This is a genomic window from Arthrobacter alpinus (assembly GCF_001294625.1).
GTDB classification, from domain to species: domain Bacteria; phylum Actinomycetota; class Actinomycetes; order Actinomycetales; family Micrococcaceae; genus Specibacter; species Specibacter alpinus_A.
The window spans coordinates 181,741-208,330 of sequence record NZ_CP012677.1; the positions used below are offsets into that span (position 1 = coordinate 181,741).

General features: G+C 56.9%; 21 protein-coding genes. 8 read left to right on the forward strand and 13 right to left on the reverse strand.

Going from position 1 to position 26,590, the window contains the following annotated elements:
• Nucleotides 1-33: 33 nt before the first annotated feature.
• Nucleotides 34-492: a PTS sugar transporter subunit IIA gene (locus AOC05_RS00675; RefSeq protein ID WP_062004789.1), complete on the reverse strand. Its 459-nt coding sequence runs from the start codon at nucleotides 490-492 to the stop codon at nucleotides 34-36.
• A gap of 165 nt (nucleotides 493-657) precedes the next feature.
• Nucleotides 658-1,710, reverse strand: a complete 1,053-nt coding sequence (locus AOC05_RS00680; protein ID WP_231687156.1) for an ROK family protein — start codon at nucleotides 1,708-1,710, stop codon at nucleotides 658-660.
• Between the two features lie 1,716 nt (nucleotides 1,711-3,426).
• On the opposite strand from AOC05_RS00680, the gene AOC05_RS00685 reads away from it, so the two are divergent.
• Nucleotides 3,427-4,803, forward strand: coding sequence for an NAD-dependent succinate-semialdehyde dehydrogenase (locus tag AOC05_RS00685; RefSeq protein ID WP_062004793.1), 1,377 nt, complete (start codon nucleotides 3,427-3,429; stop codon nucleotides 4,801-4,803).
• 64 nt (nucleotides 4,804-4,867) lie between these two features.
• Here the strand turns inward: AOC05_RS00685 and AOC05_RS00690 are convergent, their stop codons facing one another.
• From AOC05_RS00690 to AOC05_RS00705, 4 genes are all read right to left on the reverse strand, one after another.
• A complete protein-coding gene (locus AOC05_RS00690) occupies nucleotides 4,868-5,518 on the reverse strand; it encodes an RraA family protein (RefSeq protein WP_197277872.1) in 651 nt (216 codons plus the stop codon).
• Between the two features lie 3 nt (nucleotides 5,519-5,521).
• A complete protein-coding gene (locus AOC05_RS00695; RefSeq protein ID WP_197277873.1) occupies nucleotides 5,522-5,917 on the reverse strand; it encodes a RidA family protein in 396 nt (131 codons plus the stop codon).
• Nucleotides 5,914-7,269, reverse strand: a complete 1,356-nt coding sequence (locus AOC05_RS00700) for an MFS transporter (RefSeq protein WP_062004795.1) — start codon at nucleotides 7,267-7,269, stop codon at nucleotides 5,914-5,916. The genes AOC05_RS00695 and AOC05_RS00700 overlap by 4 nt, the downstream gene beginning before the upstream one ends.
• A gap of 179 nt (nucleotides 7,270-7,448) precedes the next feature.
• A complete protein-coding gene (locus AOC05_RS00705) occupies nucleotides 7,449-8,630 on the reverse strand; it encodes a helix-turn-helix domain-containing protein (protein WP_082357653.1) in 1,182 nt (393 codons plus the stop codon).
• A gap of 127 nt (nucleotides 8,631-8,757) precedes the next feature.
• Here AOC05_RS00705 and AOC05_RS00710 point away from each other — a divergent pair, with 127 nt between their 5' ends.
• The 3 genes from AOC05_RS00710 (at nucleotide 8,758) to AOC05_RS00720 (ending at nucleotide 13,478) form a co-directional block, all read left to right on the forward strand.
• The gene (locus AOC05_RS00710; RefSeq protein WP_062004799.1) at nucleotides 8,758-10,410 is read left to right on the forward strand and encodes a thiamine pyrophosphate-dependent enzyme; all 1,653 of its coding nucleotides are present in this window, start codon (nucleotides 8,758-8,760) and stop codon (nucleotides 10,408-10,410) included.
• A gap of 48 nt (nucleotides 10,411-10,458) precedes the next feature.
• Complete coding sequence (locus AOC05_RS00715) at nucleotides 10,459-11,730, forward strand: M20 family metallo-hydrolase (protein ID WP_062004801.1); 1,272 nt, start codon at nucleotides 10,459-10,461, stop codon at nucleotides 11,728-11,730.
• A 713-nt stretch (nucleotides 11,731-12,443) separates the two neighbouring features.
• Nucleotides 12,444-13,478, forward strand: a complete 1,035-nt coding sequence (locus tag AOC05_RS00720) for an IS30 family transposase (RefSeq protein ID WP_062004804.1) — start codon at nucleotides 12,444-12,446, stop codon at nucleotides 13,476-13,478.
• Nucleotides 13,479-13,973: 495 nt separating this feature from the next.
• Here the strand turns inward: AOC05_RS00720 and AOC05_RS18630 are convergent, their stop codons facing one another.
• The 5 genes from AOC05_RS18630 to AOC05_RS00750 are packed head-to-tail and all read right to left on the reverse strand — an operon-like array spanning nucleotide 13,974 to nucleotide 20,090.
• Entirely contained in the window at nucleotides 13,974-14,873 is a 900-nt protein-coding gene (locus AOC05_RS18630; RefSeq protein WP_186760641.1) for an ROK family protein, read from the reverse strand.
• 2 nt (nucleotides 14,874-14,875) lie between these two features.
• Complete coding sequence (locus AOC05_RS00735; RefSeq protein ID WP_062004810.1) at nucleotides 14,876-16,612, reverse strand: ABC transporter ATP-binding protein; 1,737 nt, start codon at nucleotides 16,610-16,612, stop codon at nucleotides 14,876-14,878.
• Nucleotides 16,609-17,490 (reverse strand): ABC transporter permease, encoded by an 882-nt coding sequence (locus tag AOC05_RS00740; RefSeq protein WP_062004812.1) that lies wholly within the window; start codon nucleotides 17,488-17,490, stop codon nucleotides 16,609-16,611. Before AOC05_RS00740 ends, AOC05_RS00735 begins: the two co-directional genes overlap by 4 nt.
• A complete protein-coding gene (locus tag AOC05_RS00745) occupies nucleotides 17,487-18,488 on the reverse strand; it encodes an ABC transporter permease (protein WP_062004814.1) in 1,002 nt (333 codons plus the stop codon). The genes AOC05_RS00740 and AOC05_RS00745 overlap by 4 nt, the downstream gene beginning before the upstream one ends.
• Before the next feature lie 57 nt (nucleotides 18,489-18,545).
• Complete coding sequence (locus AOC05_RS00750) at nucleotides 18,546-20,090, reverse strand: peptide ABC transporter substrate-binding protein (RefSeq protein ID WP_230085466.1); 1,545 nt, start codon at nucleotides 20,088-20,090, stop codon at nucleotides 18,546-18,548.
• Nucleotides 20,091-20,604: 514 nt separating this feature from the next.
• Here AOC05_RS00750 and AOC05_RS00755 point away from each other — a divergent pair.
• The 3 genes from AOC05_RS00755 to AOC05_RS00765 all read left to right on the forward strand — a co-directional run bounded on the left by AOC05_RS00755 (nucleotide 20,605) and on the right by AOC05_RS00765 (nucleotide 24,200).
• Nucleotides 20,605-21,765 (forward strand): ROK family transcriptional regulator, encoded by a 1,161-nt coding sequence (locus AOC05_RS00755; RefSeq protein WP_062004817.1) that lies wholly within the window; start codon nucleotides 20,605-20,607, stop codon nucleotides 21,763-21,765.
• 65 nt (nucleotides 21,766-21,830) lie between these two features.
• Complete coding sequence (locus AOC05_RS00760) at nucleotides 21,831-23,369, forward strand: M81 family metallopeptidase (protein WP_062004819.1); 1,539 nt, start codon at nucleotides 21,831-21,833, stop codon at nucleotides 23,367-23,369.
• A gap of 3 nt (nucleotides 23,370-23,372) precedes the next feature.
• Entirely contained in the window at nucleotides 23,373-24,200 is an 828-nt protein-coding gene (locus AOC05_RS00765; RefSeq protein ID WP_082357655.1) for a copper homeostasis protein CutC, read from the forward strand.
• Between the two features lie 461 nt (nucleotides 24,201-24,661).
• On the opposite strand, the gene AOC05_RS00770 is transcribed toward AOC05_RS00765, so the two are convergent.
• Together AOC05_RS00770 and AOC05_RS00775 are read right to left on the reverse strand one after the other, a co-directional pair.
• On the reverse strand, nucleotides 24,662-25,039 hold the full coding sequence (locus AOC05_RS00770; protein ID WP_062004822.1) for a hypothetical protein: 378 nt from the start codon (nucleotides 25,037-25,039) through the stop codon (nucleotides 24,662-24,664).
• A gap of 529 nt (nucleotides 25,040-25,568) precedes the next feature.
• Nucleotides 25,569-25,991: an Hsp20/alpha crystallin family protein gene (locus AOC05_RS00775; protein WP_062004824.1), complete on the reverse strand. Its 423-nt coding sequence runs from the start codon at nucleotides 25,989-25,991 to the stop codon at nucleotides 25,569-25,571.
• A 149-nt stretch (nucleotides 25,992-26,140) separates the two neighbouring features.
• Here AOC05_RS00775 and AOC05_RS18635 point away from each other — a divergent pair, with 149 nt between their 5' ends.
• Nucleotides 26,141-26,437, forward strand: a complete 297-nt coding sequence (locus AOC05_RS18635; protein ID WP_082357656.1) for a MerR family transcriptional regulator — start codon at nucleotides 26,141-26,143, stop codon at nucleotides 26,435-26,437.
• Nucleotides 26,438-26,590: the final 153 nt, after the last annotated feature.

Sequence of the window (26,590 nt, forward strand, 5' to 3'; positions counted from 1 at the left end):
TTCATTGAGTTGATTCGAAAACTGAGGGAACGATTAGGCTGCGGATGCTGCGTCAGTCAGAAGTGCGCGCAACTCATCTCCTGATTCGGCAGCCACCAGCTGCTCCAACTTGCCTTTTTGGGAGAGGATTCCAGCCAAAGCCTTCAAGACATCCATGTGAGTGGTGTGGTCAATCGCAGCCAGACCGATGACAAGGGAGACGGGATCGTTTTTCGGATGACCGAACTCCACCGGATCTTTGAGACTGACCCAGCTGAGCCCGCCCGTCAGGACGGCTTCGGAGGGCCGGCCGTGGGCCAAGGCTATGCCCGGGGCGATCACGATGTACGGGCCGTGCTCTTCGACCGCTGCAATCATCTGGTCCGTGTAGGCATCTGTTGTGGCGCCTCCGGCAACGAGGCCTGCGCCTGAGAGACGAATTGCATCACGCCAATTCTGGGCGCTCGCTTTGGTGGTGATTGAACAGAGGGCTTCAGCCAAATTAATTGCCACGGTGGATCTTTCGTCAGTGAAAAAGTGGAAGCACCATTTCCGGAGAACCTGTGCTTGAAATCACGCTAACATGCAAATAAGCCTTTTGTCTACAAATAGACCAAAGTCTTTCGAAGGGGTGCGGAGCCTAACCGGTGCACTGCAGCGCGGTGCGTTGGTGGGTGGCTATTGGGCCTTGGCGGCAGTGCGGGTAAGTCTGCTGATCCGGTCAGGGGCAAAAAGTGCATCCTGGGCAATAAGGGAGGCGCCTGTGACTCCAGCGATTGAGCCAAGTCGAGAAGGTTCCACCACGAGCCCCTTCAGCGAGTACTCTCTGGCGCCTGCAAAAATGGCTTCCCGAATGGTCGCCACAAAGGCTTCGCCTGCCTGAGCCAAGTTTCCGCCAACGATCACTGCCTGAGGATTGAGTAGACCCACCACGCCCGCCAATGTCTGGCCGATGTAGGTGCCATGTTCGGACAATAGTCGCAAGACTTCCCGGTCTCCGATCCGGGCAAGGTCGACGATGTCCTGGCTGGTGCGCACTTTGTAGCCGAGTGTGCGCAGTTCCTCGCGAATGACGCCGCCACTGGCGACGAGTTCAAGGCGCTGGAGGCGGCCACCATTGGCGTTGGGCCAGCTTAGATCGCCGGCGCCACCCCGCGATCCTTGATAAATGGAACCGTCGAGCACAAACGCCGAACCAAGTCCGATACCCGCCTTGAGAACCACGATATCGCTGTACTCGCGCCACCCTCGCCTGGCTTCGGCGAGGGCTAAAATGTTGACATCCCTATCGACAGCGAAGACGGCATGGCCGTACCTTTCCGCGAAAAACTCCCGGACCAAAACGTTTTCCCACTGTGGGTCCAGCTGAGGGCTACCCAGCCGGCCGCTCTCAAAGTCCACAGGGCCAGGGACTCCCACTCCAATTCCCACAACGTCCTGATGGGTTTTATTGAGGCGGCCCAGCATGTGGTCAAAGACTTGACCTGCCCAGTCGAAGATCTCCGTGGGGCCTTCGCTCGGGGCAATGTCGGCTTCGTCTTCGATGAGGACATTGGAAGCCAGATCTGTGATGGCCAAGCGGGTGTGGGACCCGCCGATATCGACGGCTAGGAGTAGGCCGGCGTCGGGATTGACAGCAAATTCTTCCGCAGGACGCCCGCCTTGAGAGTCGGACTGGCCCACGCTGATGATGAGTTTTGCTTCCAGAAGTTCGTCCAGCCGTCGGGCCAAGGTTATTCGAGACCAGCCAAGGTGATTAATGAGGCTACGCCGTGAGGTGGCCTGGCCGGAGCGAATGAGATTTAGGGCTACTCCGGAACCTGTTGAAAAGACATGCGGCATGAGTTCCAGCTCTCTCCTGGTGGCTGACGGGAATCTGCCTTGCAAGGGTAGTTAAGTACACATTTATACTAAAGATAGCAGAGTGGCTCATCCTTAGGCAGGGATTTTCCAGTCTCTGCAGGCAGTTGTACAAGCTGGCAATTGTCAGTTGGTATAGCCCCGGCGAATGTTGGCGGCAAGTGCGGGTACCGTCTTCCGCGGCGGAATTAGCTGGGGTTCTGGGCTGACGATTCAGCTACAGTTCCAGCTGTTTGAAGTACCGCTTCTGGCTTTCGTGAAAGAACTGTGATGATCGAACAGGGTGTCGCGCACGCTGGCATGCTGATCGCGCTTACAAGTCACCGTTGCTCGCCGCGTCCCCTAGTGATCACGTCTCTGAAAACCGTGGCCGGATACTAGATTCGGCTAGGCCGTCGATTCGAAGTCAACATTGGGTCAGGAATTTCCTGCCGACGTTGGGCTTTGCTTCAGTGGAGCAGCCCTGAGCTTGCCGGTAGCGAAGAGTTAAATTAGGACGCTGCCTTTCCGGCAGCGATTGTAGGAAGGGCACTGAGAGCTGGCATTAGAATTTCGGGACATCCGTTTCAAAAGCGGCAAAAAGAGTCTCGGGACTCGTGCGGTACCAGACATAAAAGCGGTCAGACCTGCTGGGACCGGCAGCAGCGAACTTGACCCAGCCTAACCCGAGGAGAAGTGACCTGCAGTGCTGAGCCTTTGGGCTATTGTGGCGACCCGGGGGCACGGGATGAATCAAGAGTAAAATGAGAAGGGCAGCAATGGTGGTTGACGTGCCAGGTTCGGGGCCGTTCAGCAGTCAGGTGGGAGTTCCCACCACGTCATACAAAACTCATACTTTTGAACACACGACAGCGCCTATTTAGTATCTTGCATTGTTGCAACCACATCATGCAGGAACAGGCAAAAAGAGCCTATTGCTAGCGCTTTGTTGACCCCTGATCAGCAAGCAGGGTTATAAACGTTGATAACTACTGAGGGATTTTGAGCACTCAACACACTCTGACATGCGGTGACAATCTCGGTTGGTATCTTATTGCTTCGCAATTCCGGGTGTTCAGCACTGACTGTTTCGGTTCGAATATCGCATGCCGCAGGCCCGCTCGATTCCATTTGAGCATAGAAATGCAACCGCCTTGGATTACTTGGCCTGTGCCCAGCGGGGGATGCTCAATGGAGATCATTCACTTGCAAGGTAGATCCGGTTAGGTCGTGGTGCAAAGCAATCAGGATGACGCTGCTAGTGCACTGACGGAGGCGGCCGATATTCGTAAATTTTTCTTCTACGATCTGCATCGAATAAAAGATCGTATAATTCTGCATATTCTTTAGGCAACAGAGGCGCCTCGGAGGGCGAGTTAGGCAGCGCGAGTGTCCTTCCGCGAGCACTAACTCATCCAGCGAAGTATTCACTCATAGTGTGGGTAGATCCTCAGGTTAGAACGTGTCCACAGTCACCCTCGACGCAGCTTGTAACTGAAGGTTGCGTTTGTGTCGAAAAAGTTGTTCGTTTGCCCCGGAACTTTGCCGCAGATTGGGCGCCCACACAGCGTTTTCCCACATAAGCAACGCTGCCGGTAGCGTGGAGCTATGACAGCATATAAGGTAGTGAACCCCGCCACTGGCACCACACTCGAGGAATTCCCAGAAGCCACCGATGCCGAAATAGCGTCCGCCATTGCCCAATCCCATGAGGCTTTTGCCAAGTGGCGCCACTCGCCGGTCCATGACCGCTCTAGCGTTTTACACAGGGTTGCGGACCTGTACCGCACCCAAAAGCAGTTCTTGGCGATGCTTATTACCGAGGAGATGGGCAAACCGCTGCGGGAGTCTATGGGGGAGGTAGATTTGGTGGCTGACATCTTCGACTACTACGCCACGGAGGGTCCTGGCTTCCTCGCAGATGAGTTTCTCACCGTTAGAGGCGGGGGTGAAGCCATTGTCCGCACTGCACCGGTGGGGCCGCTTCTTGGAATCATGCCGTGGAACTACCCCTACTATCAGGTTGCCCGATTTGCGGCTCCGAACCTCATGCTAGGTAATACAGTTGTGCTCAAACACGCCCCGAGCTGCCCCCGCTCAGCGCTGGCCATCGCACGGATCTTCGAAGAAGCAGCTCTTCCTGATGGCGCGTACATCAATCTCTTCGCCACTAATGATCAAGTGGCCACCATTATTGCCGATCCCCGGGTCCAGGGTGTTTCTCTGACGGGCAGCGAACGTGCGGGTTCGGCGGTCGGTGAGATTGCGGGCAGAAATCTGAAGAAGTTTGTCCTTGAACTGGGCGGCTCAGATCCCTTCATCGTGCTCGACTCCCAAGATATGGCGGCCACGGTCAAAGCCGCGGTGTCCGGGCGCATGGGAAATGGTGGACAAGCTTGCACTGCGTCTAAGCGATTCATAGTGCTGGAAGATATTTACGACGATTTCCTCGAGCCCTTTACTTCTAAAATGGCGGCTATTGTCCCAGACGACCCCACCAATGCCTCCACTCGCTTTGGACCCTTGGCTTCTGAAGTTGCAGTGGAAGGAGTTATTAGCCAAGTGGATGACGCAATCGCCAAGGGTGCAACGTTGTTGACAGGAGGAACGCGCCTCCAAGGCCCAGGCGCCTTCATGCACCCTACTGTGCTGGCAGACGTTACTCCTGACATGCGTGCTTTTCACGAGGAGATTTTTGGCCCGGTGGCTGTAGTGTACAAAGTCAAGAATGCAGAGGAGGCCATCGCCTTAGCTAATGGTTCGGCCTACGGTCTCGGCGGATCGGTCTTTAGCGCCGACCCCGAAAAAGCAAAGCAGGTGGCGGATCGTCTCGACACAGGGATGGTCTGGATCAACAGCCCCACTGGAACCCAAGCGGACCTCCCTTTCGGTGGTGTCAAAGCTTCCGGTGTTGGCCGGGAACTGGCCAAGTACGGCATGAGTGAATTCGTCAATAAGAAACTCATCCGTACTCCGCTTTCATAGCCCCAAAAAGCAGTAGCCCCGTTTCCCTCGAGGGAAACGGGGCTACTGCTTTTGCCTGCAACGCCTAACCCAGTGCCAAGATGTTCTCCAGTGGCTCGCCGCTCGCAATTCGCCCGAGAATGGCTGGCTCTGCAAGATCTGAGGCTTGTGCCTTGTCGAGCACAGCGGCGGCTGTCGCTTTGCTCAGGACCACCACACCGTTGTCATCACCCATTATCAGATCACCAGGGTGCACTGTTGCGCCCCCGATGGTAATGGGAACACCAAATACGCCGCGGCCTGAGTTGTGCCGCTTGGTGGTCAGGCAGGTGCTGCCCTGTGAGAAGACCGGTAGAACAGAACCGTCCTCCGCCGGTTCGCGGAGCTCGGCCACATCGGTGACGGGGCCGTTGACCACAATTCCGGCGGCACCCTTCGACCTGGCAGCCGCAGCAGTGACTGCGCCTACCGGGGCATGGATAGTATCGCCGCCCATGTCCAGAACCAGCACTTCGCCTCGGCGCAACCGAACCAGAGCTTGATTGACCGCGATGGCGTCTGCATCGGGAATGAGAGCGGTGGAGGCGACCCCGAGCATCCTGCTGCCAGGGACAACAGTGGCAATCATTGGCGAGCAAAAACCATCTTCCAAAAAATGCCCTAACGTGGGCAGGCTGAGCGTCCCGAGCTGGTCCAATAAGTCTTGCTCTACCAAGTCCACAGATGGTTCAGTCATTCGCTACAGCTCCTTGACTGGTTCGATGAGTGCGGCAACGCATTCGATTTCCAGGCTGACGCCCCACAGCGAGACACACGCTGAGGTTCGCGCCGGCTTGTGCGCTCCGAAAAACTCCTCATAGACGGAGTTGTACTCAGCCAGCTGCTCGATGTCCGTTAGGTAGGTGTTCACTTTAATAACATGCTCCAAGTCCGATCCGGCTTCTTCAAGAATGGCTTGAAGGTTTCGAATGGTCTGGCGCACTTGGTCCGAAAACTCCGCAGGCTGGTCAGTGAGGTCACTCCGGGCTGGGATTTGACCGGAAGTGAACACCAACCCGTTGGCTACCACGGCCTGGGAATAAGGTCCCACGGGCGCGACATGGCCAGGTGCGGCGTGAATGCGCCGGATGCTCATTTGGAGACCTCAACACTATCTGACGGGGCATCTTCGACTTCGTGGATATTTCCGTATCGGGTTTCAGTAAGGAGCAGAAGGGCCAGCAACGAGGCGACTGCCGCGCCCATGACGTACCAAGCGATGGATGAGCTCTGACCTGTCGCGGCAAGTAGAGCCACGGTGATAGCTGGTGTGGCAGCGGAGCCCAACAAGCCGGAGAGCATGTAGGCGATAGATAGGCCGGAGTAACGAACTTTGGAGCCGAACAGTTCAGCGAGGAACGTAGCAATGGGTCCGTAGTTGGCGGAGAACGCTAGCATCATCAGGCCATAGCCGAGGAACAATAATACGGGAGATCCAGTATCCATCATCCAGAAGAGGGGGAAAGCGAGCAAAGCCTCGGCGATCACGCCGGCAAAGATGATGGGCTTACGCCCCACCTTGTCTGACAACCTGCCAAAGAATGGAATGGCAAAGAAGGCCACGATGCAGGCGAACATGACTGCCCACAGCAGCAGTGTCTTTGAGTGGCCTAGCTCCTTGGTTCCGTAGTTGACGCCCGAAGCGACCAAGAGCGTGAAGGTGCTGCCGGTGGACAGCGTGGCGATGCCGCCAAGGACTACCTGGCGCCAGTATTTCTTCATCAGGACGGCAAACGGAATTTTGGCTTTGGCGCCGGTTTGCTGGACCTTCTTGAAGGAGGGCGTTTCTTCGATGTGCAAACGGATGTAAATTCCTACTGCAACCAGAACTGCGGAGAGCAGGAAGGGGACGCGCCATCCCCAACTCAGCAGGCTTGCCTCATCGAGAGTACTGGCCACGATCAAAAACGCAATATTGGCCAGCAAGGTTCCGATTGGGACACCGATCTGAACCATGGAACCAAAGAACCCGCGCCGATCCGCTGGAGCGTGCTCCACGGTCATCAGGACAGCACCACCCCATTCGCCACCCAGCGCGAGCCCTTGGCACAGTCGCAAGGTAAGCAGCAGTAGGGGCGCTGCGACACCAATGGTATTGAAGTCTGGAATCAAGCCAATTCCGAAGGTAGCAACACCCATGCCGATCAGGGAGATCAACAGCATTGATTTGCGGCCCACCCGGTCTCCGAAATGACCGAAAATGATGGCGCCAACCATGCGGGCCACGTAGGCCGAGGCGAAAGTCATGAACGCCAGTATGGTGCCAATCGCGCCGTCGAGATCCGGGAAGAAAATCTTGTTGAATACGAGGGCTGATGCCGTTCCGAAAAGGAACAGGTCGTACCATTCAACAGTTGTGCCAATGACACTGGCAGTGGCAATTTTCCGCATTTTGCTGCGGTCCAGTTTTTCGGCTTCCGCAGTGATACGTGTTACGTCGGTTGTCATGTGGGGCTCCAATGGTGATGATCCGGGGCGAGGAGAATAGGAAGGAGTAACTTCAACATCTTGTTCTACTATCCATTCGAGGTGCTGTGAGTCACAAGGCGGATCCGCACACGTTTGGGAGCCTGGGATTGGGCAGATGCACACTTACGATCCGTCATTACAGCAACAACGATGACTGATTACGCCCAGGCAATAACGACGCGGGCTATTTCGGTGGGAACCGTCAGATCGATCCCGGTCACTTCTTTGAAACGTCGCAACCTGTTGAGGATGGTATTTCGGTGGCAGAACAAGGTCTCTGCAGTGACCGCGACATTGCCGTTGAGTAAAAAGCAGGTCACCGTTTCCCTTAGCCGTTCAAGCTCTTCCACACGGCAGCTGCCTAACTGCAACTCCAGGAGCGCCCTGAGGTCGACGCCAGTCTCGTCTAAGCGAGTTCTCGCAAGTCGCGCCCAGTGCTTGTCCACCGTTACGGGAGCGTGGTCAGTGGGTTTGGTCAGTTCCGAGAGAGCGGCGGCGACTCGTGCGGCGCTTGCCAACCCCATCAGGCCATCTGCAGAGACTGCAACCCCGCAGGGGATGGTTGCCACCCCAGTGGGTAGTGCATCTAGGGTACCGAATTTAAGTTCCGTGATAGGCCAGAATACGTAGGTGTAATCGGCAGACTCGTGAAGGAAGATTGGATTTGAGGGGGTGGGAAACGCGGCCAGTTTGCGGAGCTCTTCCGCCCGCTGCCCTTTGCCGGCAGCAATGGCGTATTGGGCGTCTACATTGACATCGAAGGCACGGGCAAACCGCTCCCGTGTCTCAACATGTCGACCCTGAGCGCTGAAAAGAGCCGAGATGAATTCCTGTTTTACCCCGGCTTCTTGCTGCGCCATAGCGACTCGTGTTGATAGATAGCTTGAATGGATCGCGGACGCATAGTCGTCGACCACGCGCCAAACATCCTCGGCTCGTGAAGCCATTAGAGATGCATCAGCGGGGGTGGACAGGCGCAGGAGTGTGGACCAGATGATGGGAAAGTCTAGGCGCACTGCCGACATTAGGGCCTCGGCCGCCACTCCCTGGCGGGCGCGGCGCGCGCCCAAGCCGGTGGCGAACTCCACCATGCGTGGATAGTGTTCTTCACCGGCCATGGAATTGAGGATGAGACCGATAGATACGACCGCTGAATTTTCCAACTCTTCGACAGCAAAGGAATCGCCCGAGTAACCTGCAATGGCCTGCACCCGCTCCACGAATAGCTTTTGCATGGCGGGGAGCCTGCCTTTGAGCTCTGTCACCAGGAGAACCCAGCGACCCTCGCTCGTCTCAGGTTCATCGAGCGATGGACGGAGCGGAACAGAAGGAATGTGCATAAGCACAGCCTAGACGAGGAAAATCGTTGAGCCTGGCTAGTTCCCCCCACAACCACAACTGCCATCATGGGTAGTGGCGGTCCTCACGGACGCCACTATTGTGAAAACACTTGAAAGGTTGTCTGACATGAGCTCCTCCACTTTGGCACCAGAGCGGGCCGTCTCCGCAGGGCATCTCATCGTCGCCCAGCTCGAAGCGGCAGCCATTCCTCGGGTCTATGGTGTTCCGGGGGAGAGCTATCTCGACGTGCTTGATGGGCTCCATGAATCACCTATCACCACCGTTGTCACAAGGCACGAGGGCGGTGCCGGTTTCATGGCACTAGCGGAGGGAAGACTCACAGGGTTGCCGGGCATCGCCATGGTGACCCGCGGACCAGGCGCCGCCAACGCGTTCATCGCCGTTCACACCGCATACCAAGACGCCACCCCATTGATTCTCTTCGTCGGGTTGATCCCCGTAGCGGACCGAGGCCGCGAATCTTTCCAGGAATTCGATATCACCTCCTGGTTTGGAAGCACGGCCAAGAAGGTCCTGGTCCTGGACGATGCTGCCTCAGCGGCCTCGATGGTTGAGGATGCCATTCACACTGCAATGAGCGGCAGGATGGGCCCGGTGGTCATCGGACTGCCAGAAGATGTGCTGACCCACATGGTCCCCGGTGGCACCACTGTACCCATGCGCGCACGGGCCCAGAGTGGGCCGACGTCGACCGCGCTCGCCGAGCTGGGAGGCAAGCTGTCAGAGGCAAAAAAGCCACTGATCATCGTGGGTGGCGAAGGTTGGACGCAGGACTGCGGCACAGCGCTGGTATCTTGGGCCGCCAGCCACGGAGTGCCAGTGGTCTCAGATTTCCGGGCCTACGACGCGGTGCCGCACGCGTTCCCGGGCGGCAACAGCTATGTTGGCAGCCTCGGCTACGCCCGAAGCGACGCGAACGCCCAGCGGCTAGACGAAGCAGATCTGCTCTTGTTCATCGGATGCCCCCGCGCAGACGTTCTCAGCGACGGGTTCACTCGTGGACTCACTGCAGAGACTGTAGTGGCAATGCCTGGAGACACTTTGGGGCACTTCGGTCGGATTGACCAACACATCGTGGCAGATGTCAGGACCTTCGCTAATGAACTCGCCGAGCTGGACTTGAAGATGGCAGTTCTGCCGGAATGGCTCAAGCGTGCACGCGAGGAATATGAAGCATACTCAACGCCTCACCTAGACGGCGGTTCCCACGTAGACATGAGCGCTTGCATGACGGTCCTGCGCGAAGAGCTAGAAGCAGATGCGATCATCACCTACGGTGCGGGCAACCATGCCCTGTGGCCCGCGCGGTACCTCCAGCACACTGCGGCGCAGTCCTTGGTGGCCCCCCGAAATGGCGCCATGGGAGTCGGCATCCCTGCAGCCGTGGCGGCAAGCATGGTGTACCCAAACCGCCAAGTAGTTTCCGTTGCCGGAGATGGCTGCTTCATGATGAACGGCCAAGAGATAGCAACGGCCATCGCCTACGGTGCGAAGTTTGTCGTGATCGTCGTCGACAACCAATGCTTCGCAACCATCCGAGAGCACCAAGAAAACCACTACCCCGGAAGGCCATCCGGTACGGGGCTCGTGAACCCGGACTTTTCCGCACTAGCCCGGTCTTACGGCGGCTATGGGGAGCGGGTGGAGCGGACCGAGGATTTCCGCGGCGCGTTCCAGCGGGCGGTCCAAAGCGAACTACCCGCCATCCTGCACGTGTTGCAGGATCCACTAACCAGGTCCCCGAAAACATCAGATTAGCCGTCTCGCTCCGCGGTAGCCTCCCCACACAATGCTTAAGGAACCCTCATGTTGAAAACAATTCTCGAACCCAATCCAGGCAACTTCACAGGTGACGACGCCGATTTCATGGCAGACTTCGCCATGCTGTGCACCTTCGGTGCCACCACCAACGGAGGCGTTGACAGACTAGCCGCATCCGCCGCCGACGGCCAACAACGAACGTGGTTCACACAGCTGTTGACGGACCAAGGTTTCACCGTCGAATTTGATCAGATCGGCAACCAATTCGGGACTTACGAACTGGTCCATGGTGCCCCTTACGTTCTCGTGGGTTCCCACCTAGACTCCCAGCCCACTGCCGGCCGGTACGACGGCGCATACGGCGTACTTGCCGCTGCACACGCCGCTTTCCGCGTAGTTGCTGCCTATAAGAATTCCGGATCACTGCCGAAGTACAACATAGCCGTTGTCAACTGGTTTAACGAGGAAGGTTCACGCTTCAAACCCTCCATGATGGGCAGCTCCGTCTACACCAACAAGCTGGAACTCGATCAGACACTGTCGACGCAGGACCGCGACGGCGTGACGGTAGCCGAGGCGCTCGCAGCTATTGGATGCCTCGGTGTGGGGTCAGGGCCGCAGGCCGCGTGCTGTGCGGAAATCCACATTGAGCAAGGCCGCAGCATGGAGCGTGGAGGGATCACCATCGGCATCGTCGACTCAAACTGGGCCGCCAATAAATACGAATTTATTGTCAATGGTGAGCAGGCACATACCGGATCCACTATCATCACCGACCGCAAAGATGCCCTGTTGGGCGCATCCATGCTGGTGGTAGCCGCTAGAGAGCTCGCCGATAGCTTCCCCGGCGTCCTCCATACTTCCGTGGGTCAACTAGATGTTTACCCCAACTCACCGGTGGTGGTTCCCTCACGAGTCACTTTGTTGTTAGACCTGCGCTCTGCGGATGAAGACGTGCTAGCGCAAGCCGACCTCCAACTCCACGGGCACATTGAAAAGATCGAGAGGCTGGCCAATGTGACGATTGCTAAGGAGGCTTCGCACTGCTGGCCGGTGACACCTTACCAGCCAGCCGGCGTCGAACTAGCAGAGAAAGCCGCAGCCAACCTTGGACTTCCCCACCAGCGTGTAAAGACCTTGGCAGGCCACGACTCCACCAATATGAAAGATATTGTCCCCACTGTCATGTTGTTCGTACCTTCAGTTGATGGCATCTCGCACAATGAGCATGAGTACACGCGTGATGAGGATATTGTCTCCGGCCTCCACATGCTCACAGATGTAGTGGGGCGCCTCGCGGAAGGTGAGCTGAATTAGGCAGCGTATCTAGGATGGCTCAGCTCACCTACTTATGTATAAAGCCAATTGACGACCCTCGTTTTTCACTCTGCCATGGGTCTGCGGTTTCTGCGATTCGGAAAGCCAGGATGGGCTCTCACTGTCGCTTGTTGGCTGCACTCTCGTAGGGATGAACGCTGAGTTCATCCCTACAAGGATGTCGTTGCGGCGAACTGGGGATGAATCATTGCTTTCACGGTCTTCGGAACAATTTCTGGACTGTTGTTCTCGATATTTCTCTAACGGGCGACCCGATGTTAAGCCCAGGGCGGCTGAAAGGTCGTTTAGCTGGTAGTGATGCCTGCTAGCTTGAGTGCCCAGCTGGGGTGGTTGCGGGCTGCGCGAGTAGCTTTGGCGAGGTTGGTTTCGCCTTTGAGCTGGAGAATGGTGATCGCGATGTTCCTTAGAGATCCCATAACTCGTGGTGCTTCATCGTTCCTGACCTGGGAGTGGTCTTCCCTCCGGGTCACGTTGCGCCGGTGGTGGAGCCCTTTTTCAATGGCCCAATGGCCGCGGATCCACGCCCCCTATCTCTGAGCCGCCCCGGGAATTATGCCGCCTTTTTATTGGTGGCGACGTCGTACATATCCCCGATCGTGCCGATCGAGGCCACAACAAGTTCAGGATCAGAGTGAGGTGTGGGCGGTGTCATACCGTCGAAGCAACAAGTTGGTTGAGTAGAGGAGTTGCTGGTGGGGCGTAGGCGATTGTCGTTTTCGGATCGGGCGGACATCGCCGTAGGCATTCTGGCTGGCAAGTCTGATCGTCAGATCGGTGCGGATCTTGGCCGTGACCACACGATCATTTGGCGGGAACGCCACAGGAATTCGACGAAGACCCGCGGGTATCGTCCGGTGAGTGCGGACTGTGCTGCTGAGCGTCGGCGTAGCCGGCCGCAGGCACGGAAGATCGAGACGGATCCGGTCCTTGCCGCCCGGGTGAAGGCTGATCTGGCCAGGTCTAGGACGCCGCGGCAGATCGCCGGTCGTTTGCGTTTGGAAGCCACAGACGACAGCGTTGAGACCATGACGAAATCACCCGACGCCGAAGGCCGCACCGTCTCCCACGAGGCGATCTACCGCTGGATCTACGCCCTGCCCAAGGGCGAGCTTGCCAAGTCCGGAATCCTGCTGCAATCCAAGCGCACCAAACGAAAATCAGTGAAGCCGCTGGGTGAACGCACAGGTGGACGGATCATTGGCATGGTCAGCATCGACGACCGTCCAGAGGAAGCAGCAGATCGCCGTGTTCCAGGTGCGTGGGAAGGGGACTTGGTGGTCGGCAAGGGCGGCAAGAGTGCTATCGCAACCCTGGTCGAGAGGCACAGCAGGTTCTTGATCATGCTGGGCCTGCCTGAAGGCAAGAAGGCCGACGGCCTCGCCGACGTGCTGATCAACCGGGTCAATGACCTGCCGGCCCTGATGCGTGGTTCCCTGACGTGGGATCAAGGCACCGAGATGGCCCGCCACGCACAACTGACACTGGCCACGGACCTTCCCGTCTATTTCGCACATCCCCACTCGCCGTGGGAGAGGCCATCGAACGAGAACACCAATGGGCTGATCAGGGAGTACCTGCCCAAGGGCATCGAGCTGACCAGTCATCAGCCCTACCTGGACTCCATCGCTGATGAGCTCAACGACCGGCCCCGCGCCGTCCTGGGATTCCTCACACCACGAGAAGTATTCACCAAGCTACTCAACGACGATGTTGCTAAGACGGCTTGACACCGCCGTGCCCGATAGTCAGGAACCGCGTGGGGGCGCTCAAGTCCGGTACCTTGAATTGCGCTATCTGCAGGTTCAGCGTCATGGATCGGAAGTAAAATGAGAAGGGCAATATGTCGCTTCGTTGGCTCGACTGCGAGGACCGTGGCGCAGTAGGCGGGAGTTCCCACCACGTCATACAAAACCCATACTTTTGAACACGCAACAGCGACCATTTAGTATCGCGCATTGTTGCACTCACATCATGCAGGAAAAGGCCAAAACGGCTTATTGGCAACTCCGAATGGACCCCTGATGCGCAAGTGGGGTTCATCGGTTCGAATCCGATAAGGGGCCCTCAAGTTTCGGAGGGCCAAAAAGACCGGATTTGCGGGGTATTTGGTAGTGGCAGGGTGGGCTTCCACCCCGCCATTACGCGTTTAAATGGCGCGGGCGTATGAACGCTCATTTCAGAGGTTGGTATCGCCTGCCGGTCGTGTGAAGCCATGATGTGCTTTAGGTTAATTCGTCAGCAAATTGTGAGGCTCCAATGGCCGCGGCATCAGTTCCCAAACCGCTGCGTAGAACCTTGATTGGTTTCCCGGAAATAGGAGGGTTGCGTCGCAATTCTGACTCCATTGCCGGATACAAAATATCCCATGCGTGAGCAACACCTCCACCAACGATTAACGTGGAAATATCTAGAATGCCTGAGATCATCAGCGCAGCTTTTGCCAATCCCGTGCCAGCGTCGGCGAATAGTTCGAAAGCTATCTCATCACCCGCCCGGGCCAGCTCCGCAACGTTCTTGGTGTCGCAGGCTTTTCCGGTCGATTGGGCATACAAGGAGGCGATAGAGCGACCGGCGGCTATTGTCTCCAAATGGCCGTATCGGCCACAGGTGCACAAGCGGTCTCCGAAGCCGGGAATATGGCCGATCTCGGCTGCCGCTCCGTGCTCCCCGGCATGCAGAACGGAATTCAGGACAAGCCCTCCACCGACACCGGTTCCCAGCGTAATCCCAAAGAAATTCGCAACTCCATTGCCTGCACCAAATCGTTGCTCTCCAAGCACGAAGGCTGCAACATCATTGCCCACGCGTACGGGCAAAGCCAGGCTTGCGTTGAGTTTTTCAGCAAGTGGGTAGCCTGCCCATCCCGTGAAAGAATCGCTGGCAGCTTGGACCCTGCCGCCAGCGTCAATGATGCCAGCAGCACCCACTCCTACCACTCTCGGGGTCACTCCCGATCGGTTAGTGGCTAAGGTTGCTACTTCGTGGCAGGCATCCACAATAGCGTCTCCACCGTGTTTCGCGGGAGTGTCGGTGGAAGCCCGTCCTTTTACTTTTCCATAGGCATCCACCACGACTGCGGAAATACCAGTTCCGCCGATATCAATTCCTAATCTCGGATACACGGTTAGGATCCTTGCAACGAGGTTGACAACGATGCATTGCGCGCCTCGCGGCGCTGCTTTTGTACAATGGGATTCGGTGACGGTACTGAGGCCAGCAGGTGACGGGTGTATGCCGCTTCGGGGTGTTGCAGCACTTTGGAGGTCGGGCCTGTCTCGATCACGTTTCCGTGTTGCATGACGGTGACACGCTGAGAGACCGAGTGCACTACGGCTAGGTCGTGGCTGATGAACAGGCAGCCGAAGCCGTGTTCTTTCTGCAGGTCCAGCAACAGGGTCAGCACCTCGTCCTGCACCGAAACATCCAGCGCGCTGGTCGGTTCGTCGGCAATGAGTAATTCCGGGGCCAGAGCTAGGGCGCGCGCCAATCCAATGCGTTGCCGTTGACCGCCAGAAAGCTCGTGGGGGTAGCGGTTAGCGTTGGTGGATGACAGACGAACTGCTTCAAGTAATTCGCGCACGCGGGCATCTCGAGTGGCGCGACTGGGGCGTTTGCCGTTGACTCCGTGCATGATCAACGGCTCGGCAATCGAGTCGCTCACCGTCATGCGTGGGTCAAGTGATCCACCGGGGTCTTGAAAGATGATTCCGATGCGTGAACGCAACTTGCGGGTCTCCCGGGTCGACAGTTTTAAGACATCGCCACCAAAAAGGGTGATTTCACCTCCCGTAACGGGAACCAATCCCAGGGGAGCTCGTCCTAGGGTCGACTTTCCAGACCCTGATTCGCCCACGAGACCGACGATTTCACCGCGATTGATTACCAAGCTGGCCTGGTTGACTGCACGAAGCTTGCGTCCGCCACTGGTGTAGTCAACGCAGACCTTGCGCATTTCCAACACAGGGTTGGTCATCGAGCCATTTTTCGGGGGACTCGCACGGTATGACTCCTGAGCGCGTTCTTCGGTCACAATGCTGTCCCGCTGCGCCTCGGGAAGTGTTGGAACGGCTGCCAGCAGGGCTTGAGTGTAGGATTCTGCAGGATTGATGAGCACTTGGATGGTGGTGCCAGTTTCGACCACCTTTCCTGCATTCATGACAACTACCCGGTCCGACAAATCTGCAACAACGCCCATATTGTGGGTGATCAGCAACAGTGCGGTGTTGGTTTCTTTGACGAGGTTGCGGAGCAACTCGAGGATTTCAGCTTGGACCGTCACATCGAGCGCTGTAGTGGGCTCGTCAGCAATAATCAATGCCGGATCGCAGGCTAGCGCGATGGCGATAACTACACGTTGGCGCTGGCCGCCGGACAGCTGGTGCGGGAAGCTCTTGGCCTTGATAACTGGATCGGGAATGCCGACTCGAGCTAGCAGTGCAACGGCACCGGTCATCGCTTCGGCCTTAGAAACACCGCGATGGTTCAGGATGGCTTCGGCTACCTGTTTGCCGACCTTCATTGAGGGGTTCAGCGCTGTCATGGGCTCTTGGAAGACCATGGAAACAACGTTGCCGCGTTTGGAATTCATATCCGACTCTGAGGCGTTCAAGACATCGCTACCATTGACCTCGACCACGCCCGAGCTATGGGCAGTGGACGGCAGTAGCGCCATGGCCGTCAAAGAGGTGATGGTCTTGCCGCTACCGGATTCGCCAACGACAGCCACTACCTCTCCGCGGTCGACGGAGAAGGAAACCCCACGCACCGCGTTGACGACACCGATCTTGGTTTTGAAGTCCACGACAAGATTCTCGATCTTCAGCGCCGGGACGGTGGGGTTCTTTAATGAAGTGTCGATCATGACTGGCCTTTCACATCAAACATGTCGCGCAGTCCGTCACCAATGAAGTTGAAGGCGCTCACGATCAAAACTATGGCAATACCTGCGGGGAAGATCAGCCACCAGGCACCCGAATACACCGAGGAAATACCGTCTGTGAGCATTGCTCCCCAGTCGGTGGAGGGCGGCTGCAGGCCCATGCCCAGAAAACTCACGTAGGCCACGAGCAAGATGGCGTCGGCAACTTGGAAGGTCGCATTGACCACCACAGTGCCGATGGTGTTAGGGATGATGTGACGCAGGATCGCACGAGAGTTGCTGCCACCGGTGGCTTTGATAGCCAACACGTAGTCGCGGCTCTTGAGCGATAGCGCCTCTGCACGGGTGAGCCGGGCAGGGACAAGCCACGAAACGACTCCGATGATCAGCACCATCATCCACTCGCTCGGGCGGACGATTGCTGAGATGACCAGCAGTAAGAAGATGCCTGGGATAGCGATGCCCGCATCAACGACGCGCATCATGGTGGCATCGACCCAGCCGCCTAGGTAACCAGCGACAGATCCCCAGAGGGTTCCCAAGATGGTAGCGAGTACTCCCGCTGCAAGACCCACCAAAATCGAGGTGCGGCCTGCGATCATCAGGCGGCCCAATACGTCATAGCCCAGCCCATCGGTACCTAGCGGATGGCCATCTTCGCCGGGCTTGAGATCCGCCTTCATCAGGTTCGTTGAGATCTGCTCTGTGTGGTAAATGAAGGGTCCGATGAAGCTGAAGATCATCAGTGCAATAACGATGATGACACCGATGACTGCGAGCTTGTTGGAGAAGAACTGCTCCACCGCTCGGGCGGTAGGAGATTTGGGGAGAGCTTGGCGGCTCAGGGTTGTGGCACTCACTTAACACCTCCACGGGCGCGGGGATCGAGAACGAACTGGGTGATGTCGGCCAACAGAGATCCGACGACGGTAGCTACAGAAATGACCAGCACGCAGCCCAAGAGGACCGGGAAGTCGCTTGTTTGCGCTGCGTTCCAGAAGAGCAGACCCATTCCCGGGTAGTTGAAGAGTTGTTCGACGACTAGGGCGCCGCCGAACATGACCGGTAGATAATAGCCAAGCATGGTCACCACAGGCGTCAACGAGTTACGCAGTACATGGCGGGAAATGACTTTGTTCATCGGCGTGCCCTTGGCACGGGCCGTGCGAACGTAGTCCTCGTGAAGATTGTCGATAGTTGCTGATCGCATGTAGCGCGAGAATGTTGCAACGCCAGCCAAACCGCTGGTGAGGATTGGTAGGATCATTTCCTTGGGCTGGGACAGGATCTCTGCCACCGTATCGCCCTGTGGTGCACTGGCCGGAAGCCAACCTAGCAGCTGAGAGAAGAGCATGATCAGCAGCAGTCCGAGGAAGAAACTCGGTGTGGAGTACACAACGAAGTTTAATCCGGTCATCACGTAGTCAAAGGCCTTATTGCGACGCATGGCTTGGGCCATGCCCAAAGGGATGGCGACCAACAGGGCGCCAACGATTGCGGCAACGGACAAGATCATAGTCTTGGGAAGTCGTTGGGCAATGAGTGAGGAGACGTCTGTGTTCATGACGAATGAACGACCTAGACCTCCTTTCACCCACTGGCCCACGTAATTAAAGTACTGCTGGATGAGCGGGAGGTCGAAACCCTGCTCATGGTTGAAAGCCTTAATTTGGGCTTCGGTGGCCTGTTGGCCCAGGATGCCGCGGGCTGGTCCGCCGGGCAGAGCCTGGAGCAACAGGAACACAATAACCGAGACGATCGCGATGACGACCGCCGCCTGCACAAGTCTTTTGGCTAAAAACCAACTGAACAGCCGAATCCCTGAGCTATCGCGAATGGCGGTGGTGTTAGTCGACATCGACGATTCTCCCTTCTTGTTGCGTGGATACTTGCTTGGTGAGCTAGGAAGCTCGAATTACTTGTTCCAACCCCAGCGCTGTGGGAAGAAGTTGGCGGTGGGGTCCTGAGTGGTGCCTGTCATTCCGTCGCGGATGACTGAAACCTGGTAGACCGGGTTCGGCAACCACATCACCGGCAATTGCTCAGCCATCAGTGCCGAGTATTTCTGCATTGTGGCAGGGTCGTTGGTGAGCAGGGCATCGTTCATGAGCTTGTCAGCTTCTGTGTTCGAGTAATTGCCGAAGTTCACCGAGGCGCCGGTAGCGAAGATGCGTTCGCCGGTCGGGTAGGCCGGGAAGTACCAAGAGCCTGCGGCCCCGAAGTAGGAGAACTCCCAGTTGCAGTCAGCTGAAGCGGATTCACACGGAGCGGTTCGGTTCAGCACGGTGTTCAGCGGGGCTTTGTCGAACGTGACGCCAACGCCGATGTCACGGAAAGAAGACTGCATGGCGGCAAATTGCTTATCAGCCTCGTCCGAGCCCGACTGGACCATCATGGTTAGTTGCATCTTGGTTCCGGCTTTAACGCCCTCGCCGCACTGATTGTCTGCGGTTCCCTCGGATTCGCAGACCAAGACTCCATCAGATCCGGCTTTCCAGCCATGGTCAGCGAAGAGCTTCTTGGATTTTTCCAAGTCGAAGGGATAAGGGTTGTTTTTCTGTGTGTCGGAAAGGAACTGCGACGGAATATCCTGAGGGACCGGACCGTACACCGGGTTTGCCCCATCCTTCCAGACCACCTTGGAGATCGTAGGCTGGTCGACGGCCGACTGCAACGCCTGGCGGACGTAAAGCTGTTTGAACGTGCTACCCATCTTCGGGTTGTTGAAGTTGTAGGGCATGTAGGTTACTGCCCAGCCCTTCCAAGGATCAATCTGGTAAGCAAGGGATTCAAACTGGGACTTCTGGTCCATCAATGAGGTAGGAATGTAACCGTAGTCGATACCCTTGGCACGCAGCCTGTTCACTTCTGCGTCGGACGAGGTGAAAGGAAGCAAGTTGACCGTGGTGACGTTTGCTGAATCCGGCCCGTCATACTTCTCATTCTTAGCAAGGGTGACCTTGCCGGAGTTGTCGAAGCCTTTGAGCGTGAACGGACCCGAAACAGCCTGCCAAAGCGGGTTAGTGGCGTAGGAAGACATGTCTTCGGAGGACTTGGTCAGGTACTCAAAAATCTTCTTTGCGCCGTCAACCGTGCGGTCCTCATCCCCGACTTTAGCGTCATCGCCGGTCTTGGCCCAGGCATGGTGTGGCAACGGTTTGATGGAGGTCAACTGTGTGGAAGACATCCAGTCTTGGTTGTAGACCTTGTCGAAGGTCAGCGTGAAGTTCTTTTCATCACTGTACTTAATATCGGTGATGTTATCCGGAAGGCGTCCTTTCTTGTAACCGCCCCAAGTTTCCTTGTTGGCCTTGATTAAGTTGAACCAAAACTCAACGTCACGGGTGGTGATGGCAGTGCCATCGGACCAGTGCATGTCCCTCAAATGGAACTTGACGGAGGTGCCGTCGGCAGAATACTCCATTTTGTCGGCGATGCCGGTTTCCAGGTCGAGCTTCATCTCGCCCTTGGAACCGTCAAATGTCATCAACGGCGACCACAGCGATTGCGCAATGGAGGAGTTGTGAGTTGCCATCTTGCCAGCAATGCCGACGGGAAGGATCCAGTTGGGAGTTGCATTCGGCGGAAGTGCGTAGTTCACAACGTTGGTGTCAACTCCAGCTGGCACCGCTGCGGCACTTCCGCCGGTGGTGGGCTTTTCGCCTGCACCGCCGCTGGCACAGCCGGTGAGTAGTAAAGCGAAGACGGTCACGCCAGCGGCAATTCCGGCTCTCAGACGTTTGCGATCGTTAGACATTGGACGATCTCTCCTGATTCTTAGGGGTGGGTGTTATGTCAAAAACCATTAGTTCGCCATCGAACAAAGTTTCATTTCCGACGGAAGAACTATGTGTAATATAGAGCACAAGTGGTGGTGATTACACCTCAGATCGGTAACGATCGGATTTCAACTCCGAAAATTCAGGTGTTTACTAGCGAAAGTCGTAATCTATGAGCCACGAAAGGATGTGCTGATGAGTACTGGTAACCTCGCAGTCGATGTGCTGCGCAGCATTGCTGCGCAACCGATCACGCGTTCCGCTCTGGCCAGGGAGATGGGCCTTGCCCCGTCCACCATTTCAACGAAGGTCAACGACCTGATGAAAGCGGGCCTCGTGGAGGAAGGCGGGATGGCGCCCTCACAGGGGGGGCGGCCTGGCAGACTGCTGTCGATTTCCTACCGAACTGGCCGGATAGCCGTCATCGACATGGGTGTCAAGCATGCCAAGCTGGGCCTGGCTGACCTCTCGCGGACCATCCTGTGCAATGAGTCCTTCGAAGTCGATGTAGAACAGGGCCCTATTGCTACCGTTGAATTATTGGCGGCCAAGGTGCGGGCCATGCTCGAGCGTGAGGGTGGGGAACTGCTTTCGGTGGGCATCTGCCTGCCGGGGCCCATTGATGTGATTCGCCGCGTGGCGGTAGCGCCGTCGCGAATGCCTGGCTGGCACAACCAGGATGTTGGGGCATTGCTCGAGGAGGCTTTGGGTGTCCCGGCAATCACAGATAATGACGCCAATCTCGCAGCCTTAGGTGAGTACCTCACCCGTCCGGATGCCGCCGCCAACTCCATCACCGTTCTGGCCGGCACAGGCGTGGGAACCGGCATCATCGTCGGCGGCGAGCTCTACCGAGGGTCTTCATACGCGTCCGGGGATATCACCCACACCAAAGTGGAAGCAGCGGCGGATCGAATGTGTTCCTGCGGAAACCGCGGCTGCCTTGAAACGATTGCCTCCGGTGCTGCAATTGTCAGTGACTTGGTGAAGATTGGCACGCAGGTCAACGACATTTTCGAAGTTCTGAACCTGGTCCGCGATGGCGACCCCACTGCCAATGGAGTGGTGCGCGAGGCTGGCCGGCAGCTCGGTCTGGCATTGAGCACAGTGGTGAATTTTTTCAACCCGGGAGACATTTACCTTACTGGTGCGCTCTCGGGAGCAAGCGTCTACGTGGCTGCGGTACGGTCCCAACTTTACGAACGGTGCCTGCCGTTGGCGACGGCGGGGTTGCGCGTTGAAGCCGCCTACGAGGGAAGCGAGTCCGGACTCGTCGGTGCGGCCGAACTGGCCATCATTCATCTGCTGAGTCAGCCAACATTGAACGTTCGATTCTCCATGCCGGTCATCGAATAATCCACATCACTACTGCACCTCCAAACTTTTTTGGTCCTCTTATTTGCCTTAGGAGCATTACTCCCATGAACGCATCACCCCTCCAGCCACGTATCGGCATTGGCGGCATGTCCATCGAAGCGTCCAACTTCTCCCCGCACCGATCGGGTTTTGAAGCATTCAACTTCACTAAGGACGGCGTGCTGCTTTCGCGTTACACGGCGCTAACCCCCGGTCATGAGAACCACGATTCGGCTGTGGCCGACGTGGCGATCTGGGTTCCGCTGGTGCACGCGCGCTCGCTGCCTGGCGGCATGGTGCAACCGCAGGTCTATGAGGCGCTGAAAGCCGAATTGATAGAGATGATCCACGCACAGGGCCCGTTCGACGGTTTCTTCTTGGACATCCACGGCGCCATGACGGTGGTCGGGTACCAGGACGCCGAAGCGGACCTGACCAGTGCCGTTCGCGAGGCCCTAGATGAGGAAAGTACCAGAGCCGGAACTCCTCGCACGCTAATTTCAGCCACCATGGACCTACACGGTAACGTCTCAGCTGATTTGGTTCAATATTGTGATTTGATCACCTGCTACAGAATGGCACCCCACGAGGATGAGCAAGACACTAAGACCCGTGCGATGACGAATCTGATCAAACGGTTGGTTGAGGGAACCGGTGCCCCTGCCAAAGCCTACGTACGCATCCCAGTGCTGCTGCCCGGAGAAAAGACTTCCACCCGGCTGGAACCGGCTAAGGGAATCTATGAAGCAATTCTGCCGATTGAAGCCTCCGCGGGTATCGTCGATGCCTCGATCTGGGTAGGCTACGCGTGGGCAGATGAACCGCGTTGCTACGCCTCCGTGGTGGTTACTGGAGATAACGCAGAACTCGCAGCAACTAAGGCTACCGAGCTAGCCACCAGCTACTGGGATGCCCGTGACGACTTCGAATTCGTAGCTCCTGCTGCAGATTTGGACACGTGCCTGAACGCAGCACTGGCCTCGGATGCAAAACGCCCCTACGTGCTCTCAGATTCGGGCGATAACCCGACAGCTGGCGGGTCGGGAGATGTGACTTGGACGCTGACTCAACTGGTCAATGACCCGCGTTTTGGCGAAGGTGGCCAACGTACCGTGGTGGCATCCGTCTTTGATAAAGATGCCGTCGCGGCTTGCTTCGCTGCCGGTTTGGGCGCGAAGATCGAGGTTTCTGCCGGCGCGCTGGTTGACCACGTGCATTCGGGCCCCATAGTGCTTCGCGGCACCGTGCTCCATCTGACCGAAGGGGATGCCACTTCCGGCCGTGTCGCCGTCGTTAGGGTTGGATCAATCGAGGCCATCATCACCGAACGCCGCAAGCCGTACCACCAGATCGCCGACTTCGTCGCCGCCGGGCTCACCGTCACGGATGCGGACATTGTCGTGGTTAAGATTGGCTATCTTGAGCCCGAGCTCTTCGAGTTGGCAGCTGACTGGATGCTGGCGCTGACTCCTGGTGGAGTGGACCAAGATTTGGCTCGCCTCGGACACAAGAACATTGAACGTCCAATGTTCCCGTTCGACACCGGCATGCCTGCCCCGGATCTTACCGCCAGGATCTTTGCCTCCATCCCTGTCGGCGCATAGCCCATGGCTAAGCTTGAGATTGCGGTCCAGGACGCAGCAGGTGCGAAGATCGCGATGGAAAACGGCGTGGACCGCGTCGAATTGTGTACGGCTTTGAGTATGGGCGGATTGACGCCGTCATTGGGTACCATCGAGCAAGTGCTGGCGGTCGGCATCGACGTCCACGTACTGATTCGTCCCCGAAGTGGAGGCTATGTATATACGCCTGCTGAAGTCGAGCTCATGGTCGCAGACATTACTCATGCTGCCCGTGCCGGCGTTGCCGGGATCGTCATCGGCGCTCTTACCGAGGGTGATAAAGCACTGGACTTGCCGGTGCTGGCGGTCTTGAGCAAGGCAGCGCATCTAGTTAATCCAGACATAGAAATCACAGTCCACCGATGCGTGGATGTGCTGCTGGCAAACGATATCCCGGTACACGAGCTCGTCGCCCAACTGCGAGAGCTTGGTGCTGCGCGAATCCTCACTTCTGGCGGCACATCATCCTCACTGGCAGGAGCAGAGGTCCTTCGCATGCTGCAGGTGGAATCTGCCGGTAGCCCAGAGATTCAAGCTGGCGGCGGCGTGAAAATTGAGGACATTCCGGCGCTGGCCGGATTGGACGCCATTCACCTGTCTGCACGTACACGAACCGTGCGGGGTTCCAGCGGACCCGGTGGTGGAGAATCAGCATTTGATGTCACTTGCCCTAATCTTGTAATCGCAGCGGCTTCGGCCATCGAGGAACATTCCATGGCCTCGCGCAACAGGGTGAGGTTTCCTGAACAGTTGACCAGCGGTGAGCCGTTCGATGCAGCAGGGTATCTCCCCTGCAGTGTTCGCCTTCGGTAGTCAGACGGGCGACGTGCCCGCGCTGGCTGTGGGGTCGCGGTCCTCCTGGGCTGACATTCGTATGCAGTGTTCTGCCGAACCCATGAGATATGCGATTCGTTCGCCTGATCCTACATTGAAGATGTCTTGCATCTGATGTGTCTCAAGACTCGAGGCCTAAGAGCAGTCATGCGCTCCAGACCGTACTTGCCGGGTTGCGGTGCGCCCTAATCCTTCAGGCCACCTGTAACTCATCATTGTCAATGCAAAGCGGAGGGCGTTCCCAGCAAACAGTCGTTGCAAGTTTGGTTATACAGCCACCCTGGTGGGAACTTTGGGTGGTTGGACGACACTGGTTCCGTTGATGGGACCGCTTGTTAGCTCCGCTGGTTTCGAATGGCGAACGATGGAGCCGTTGATTTTCTATGTCTTGAATTGCGGGTGCTCGCGGGTACCGATGTTTGACGTGGTGGTTTTCTTTTTTAGATGTCATGGTCGTCGGGCCCGTAGATGAAGGCTTTGGCGTAATCAACTGCTTTTTTGAAGGCTTGGTTGCGCAAGGTGATGTGTTCGGTTACTGGGGATTCGAGATAGTCGGTGATTCCTGGCCGGAGCAACCAAATATCACCTGCCGGGGGTAGGTAGAAGACGGTGAAGGAGCGGTTGGTCTCATCGTTGGCCCATACGGGTACGACGGCTACTGCTGCGCCGGTGTCGACATTGATCCATTGAGCGCGGGGGAGTGGTTGCGCCTGCACTTCGGGGTCGAGGAAGGGTGCGGTTCCTTTGCCCCAGCGCTGTTCGAAGCGTTCGTTGAAGGCCGGTAGCAAGGGAGAGTCGTAACGACGCCATGCACTCATTTGAAATGCACCTCCTGGTAGGTGGTTCCTACCACAACGAATTGATGATTGACGCAGGCTTTCTGTGGGTTGCTGTTGATCTGTTATCTGGTTCTTGTCCCGGTGAAGGTGTTACTGGTCCGGGTAGCAAAGGTTCTAATTTGGTGGTGATTGTGACGTTCGCTGAGTGCTTGTTGGCTTGTATGGGCGAGTAGATCTTTAGCGTCCATAATCTGCTTGCGCGTTTGCGCACTCAGCGATGGTGGCGACCCTCCTGGGGGGTCCTCAGGTGGGGCTTCTAAGTTGCTTAGAGTTCGACTGGCACCGATAATTCGTGGCTGCACTGTCGCTGTGCGGTGATGGTGGTTGGATGGGGGCGGCCCCGGCTGTGTTACCGGGACCGCCGGTGATGGTTCAACGTAGCGACGGTTTTTTATCGGGCGCGGTTTGCGCAGTGGTTACCTTCCTATCTATCGGCTCTGTGCTGTTTGTTGTCCCTACAGATGCAATGTTTTCCGTTCGTGGATGGGACGTGTGGGTCTTTGAGCGTTTAGGCGTTGATCGCTTGGCGCTTCTTATCTTTAGTGTTGATAGAGATTTTACGTGGCTTGGCCTTCTCAGCCACCGGGATCCGCAGGCTCAGCACACCGCTGTCATAGTTCGCTTCGATATTCTCCGTGTCCAAGTTCTCACCTAGAACGAGTTGCCGGCTGAACACTCCACGCGGTCGCTCTGCAGCGAGCATTTCCACCGTCCCATCCAGATCTGTTCGTTCTGCCCTGACGGTGACGACATTGCGTTCCACATCTAGGTTGATGGAGTCTGGGCTAACGCCTGGTAGGTCAAACTCGACTTCAAAGGTGTCCCCATTTCGCCATGCATCCATGGGCATGGCCGCGGGCCGGTTAGTCGTCCCCAGCACCTGTTGGGCGATCCGGTCAAGTTCACGGAACGGATCTGTACGCATCAACATGGTTAGTCACTCCTTGTTAGTGTCACATTAATCTTCTGTAGTGACCTCTCAGATCTATGCTGAGAGGTATAGATTTTTTATAGCATGAATGAGAAGCTGATGCAAGAGAACTTTTCATGGACCTTCCAGGACAAGCCCGAGGAGTGCTGATGGTGAGCGAACAGCCACGAACCCGCGGGGTGTATGCCATCTCCGTGGCAGCGGAAATCGTAGGAATGGGACAGCAGAACCTTAGGCTCTACGAACGCAACGGTCTCGTTGAACCTGGACGCACCGATGGAGGAACGCGCCGATACAGTGAAAATGACTTGACCACGCTGCGCAGAATAGCCGAGCTGCTCGCTCTGGGACTGAATCTTTCCGGGATCCGTCTGGTTTTGGCTCTTGAAATCGAAAACACGGCTCTGAAAACAGAACTTTCTCACCGCGCCCGAAGACCAACATAAACGCCAGTAGTACCGAAAGACTTGGAATCCGTTTGGGGTGTTCTTGAGTTGCGGTATAGCGGGCTCGAGAGTTAAAACAAAATCTGGTTTACTCATCACGCTGCATCACGGCAACCAATATCTTCTCGGTGCGGCCGCGCCAGTCGGGAAGTG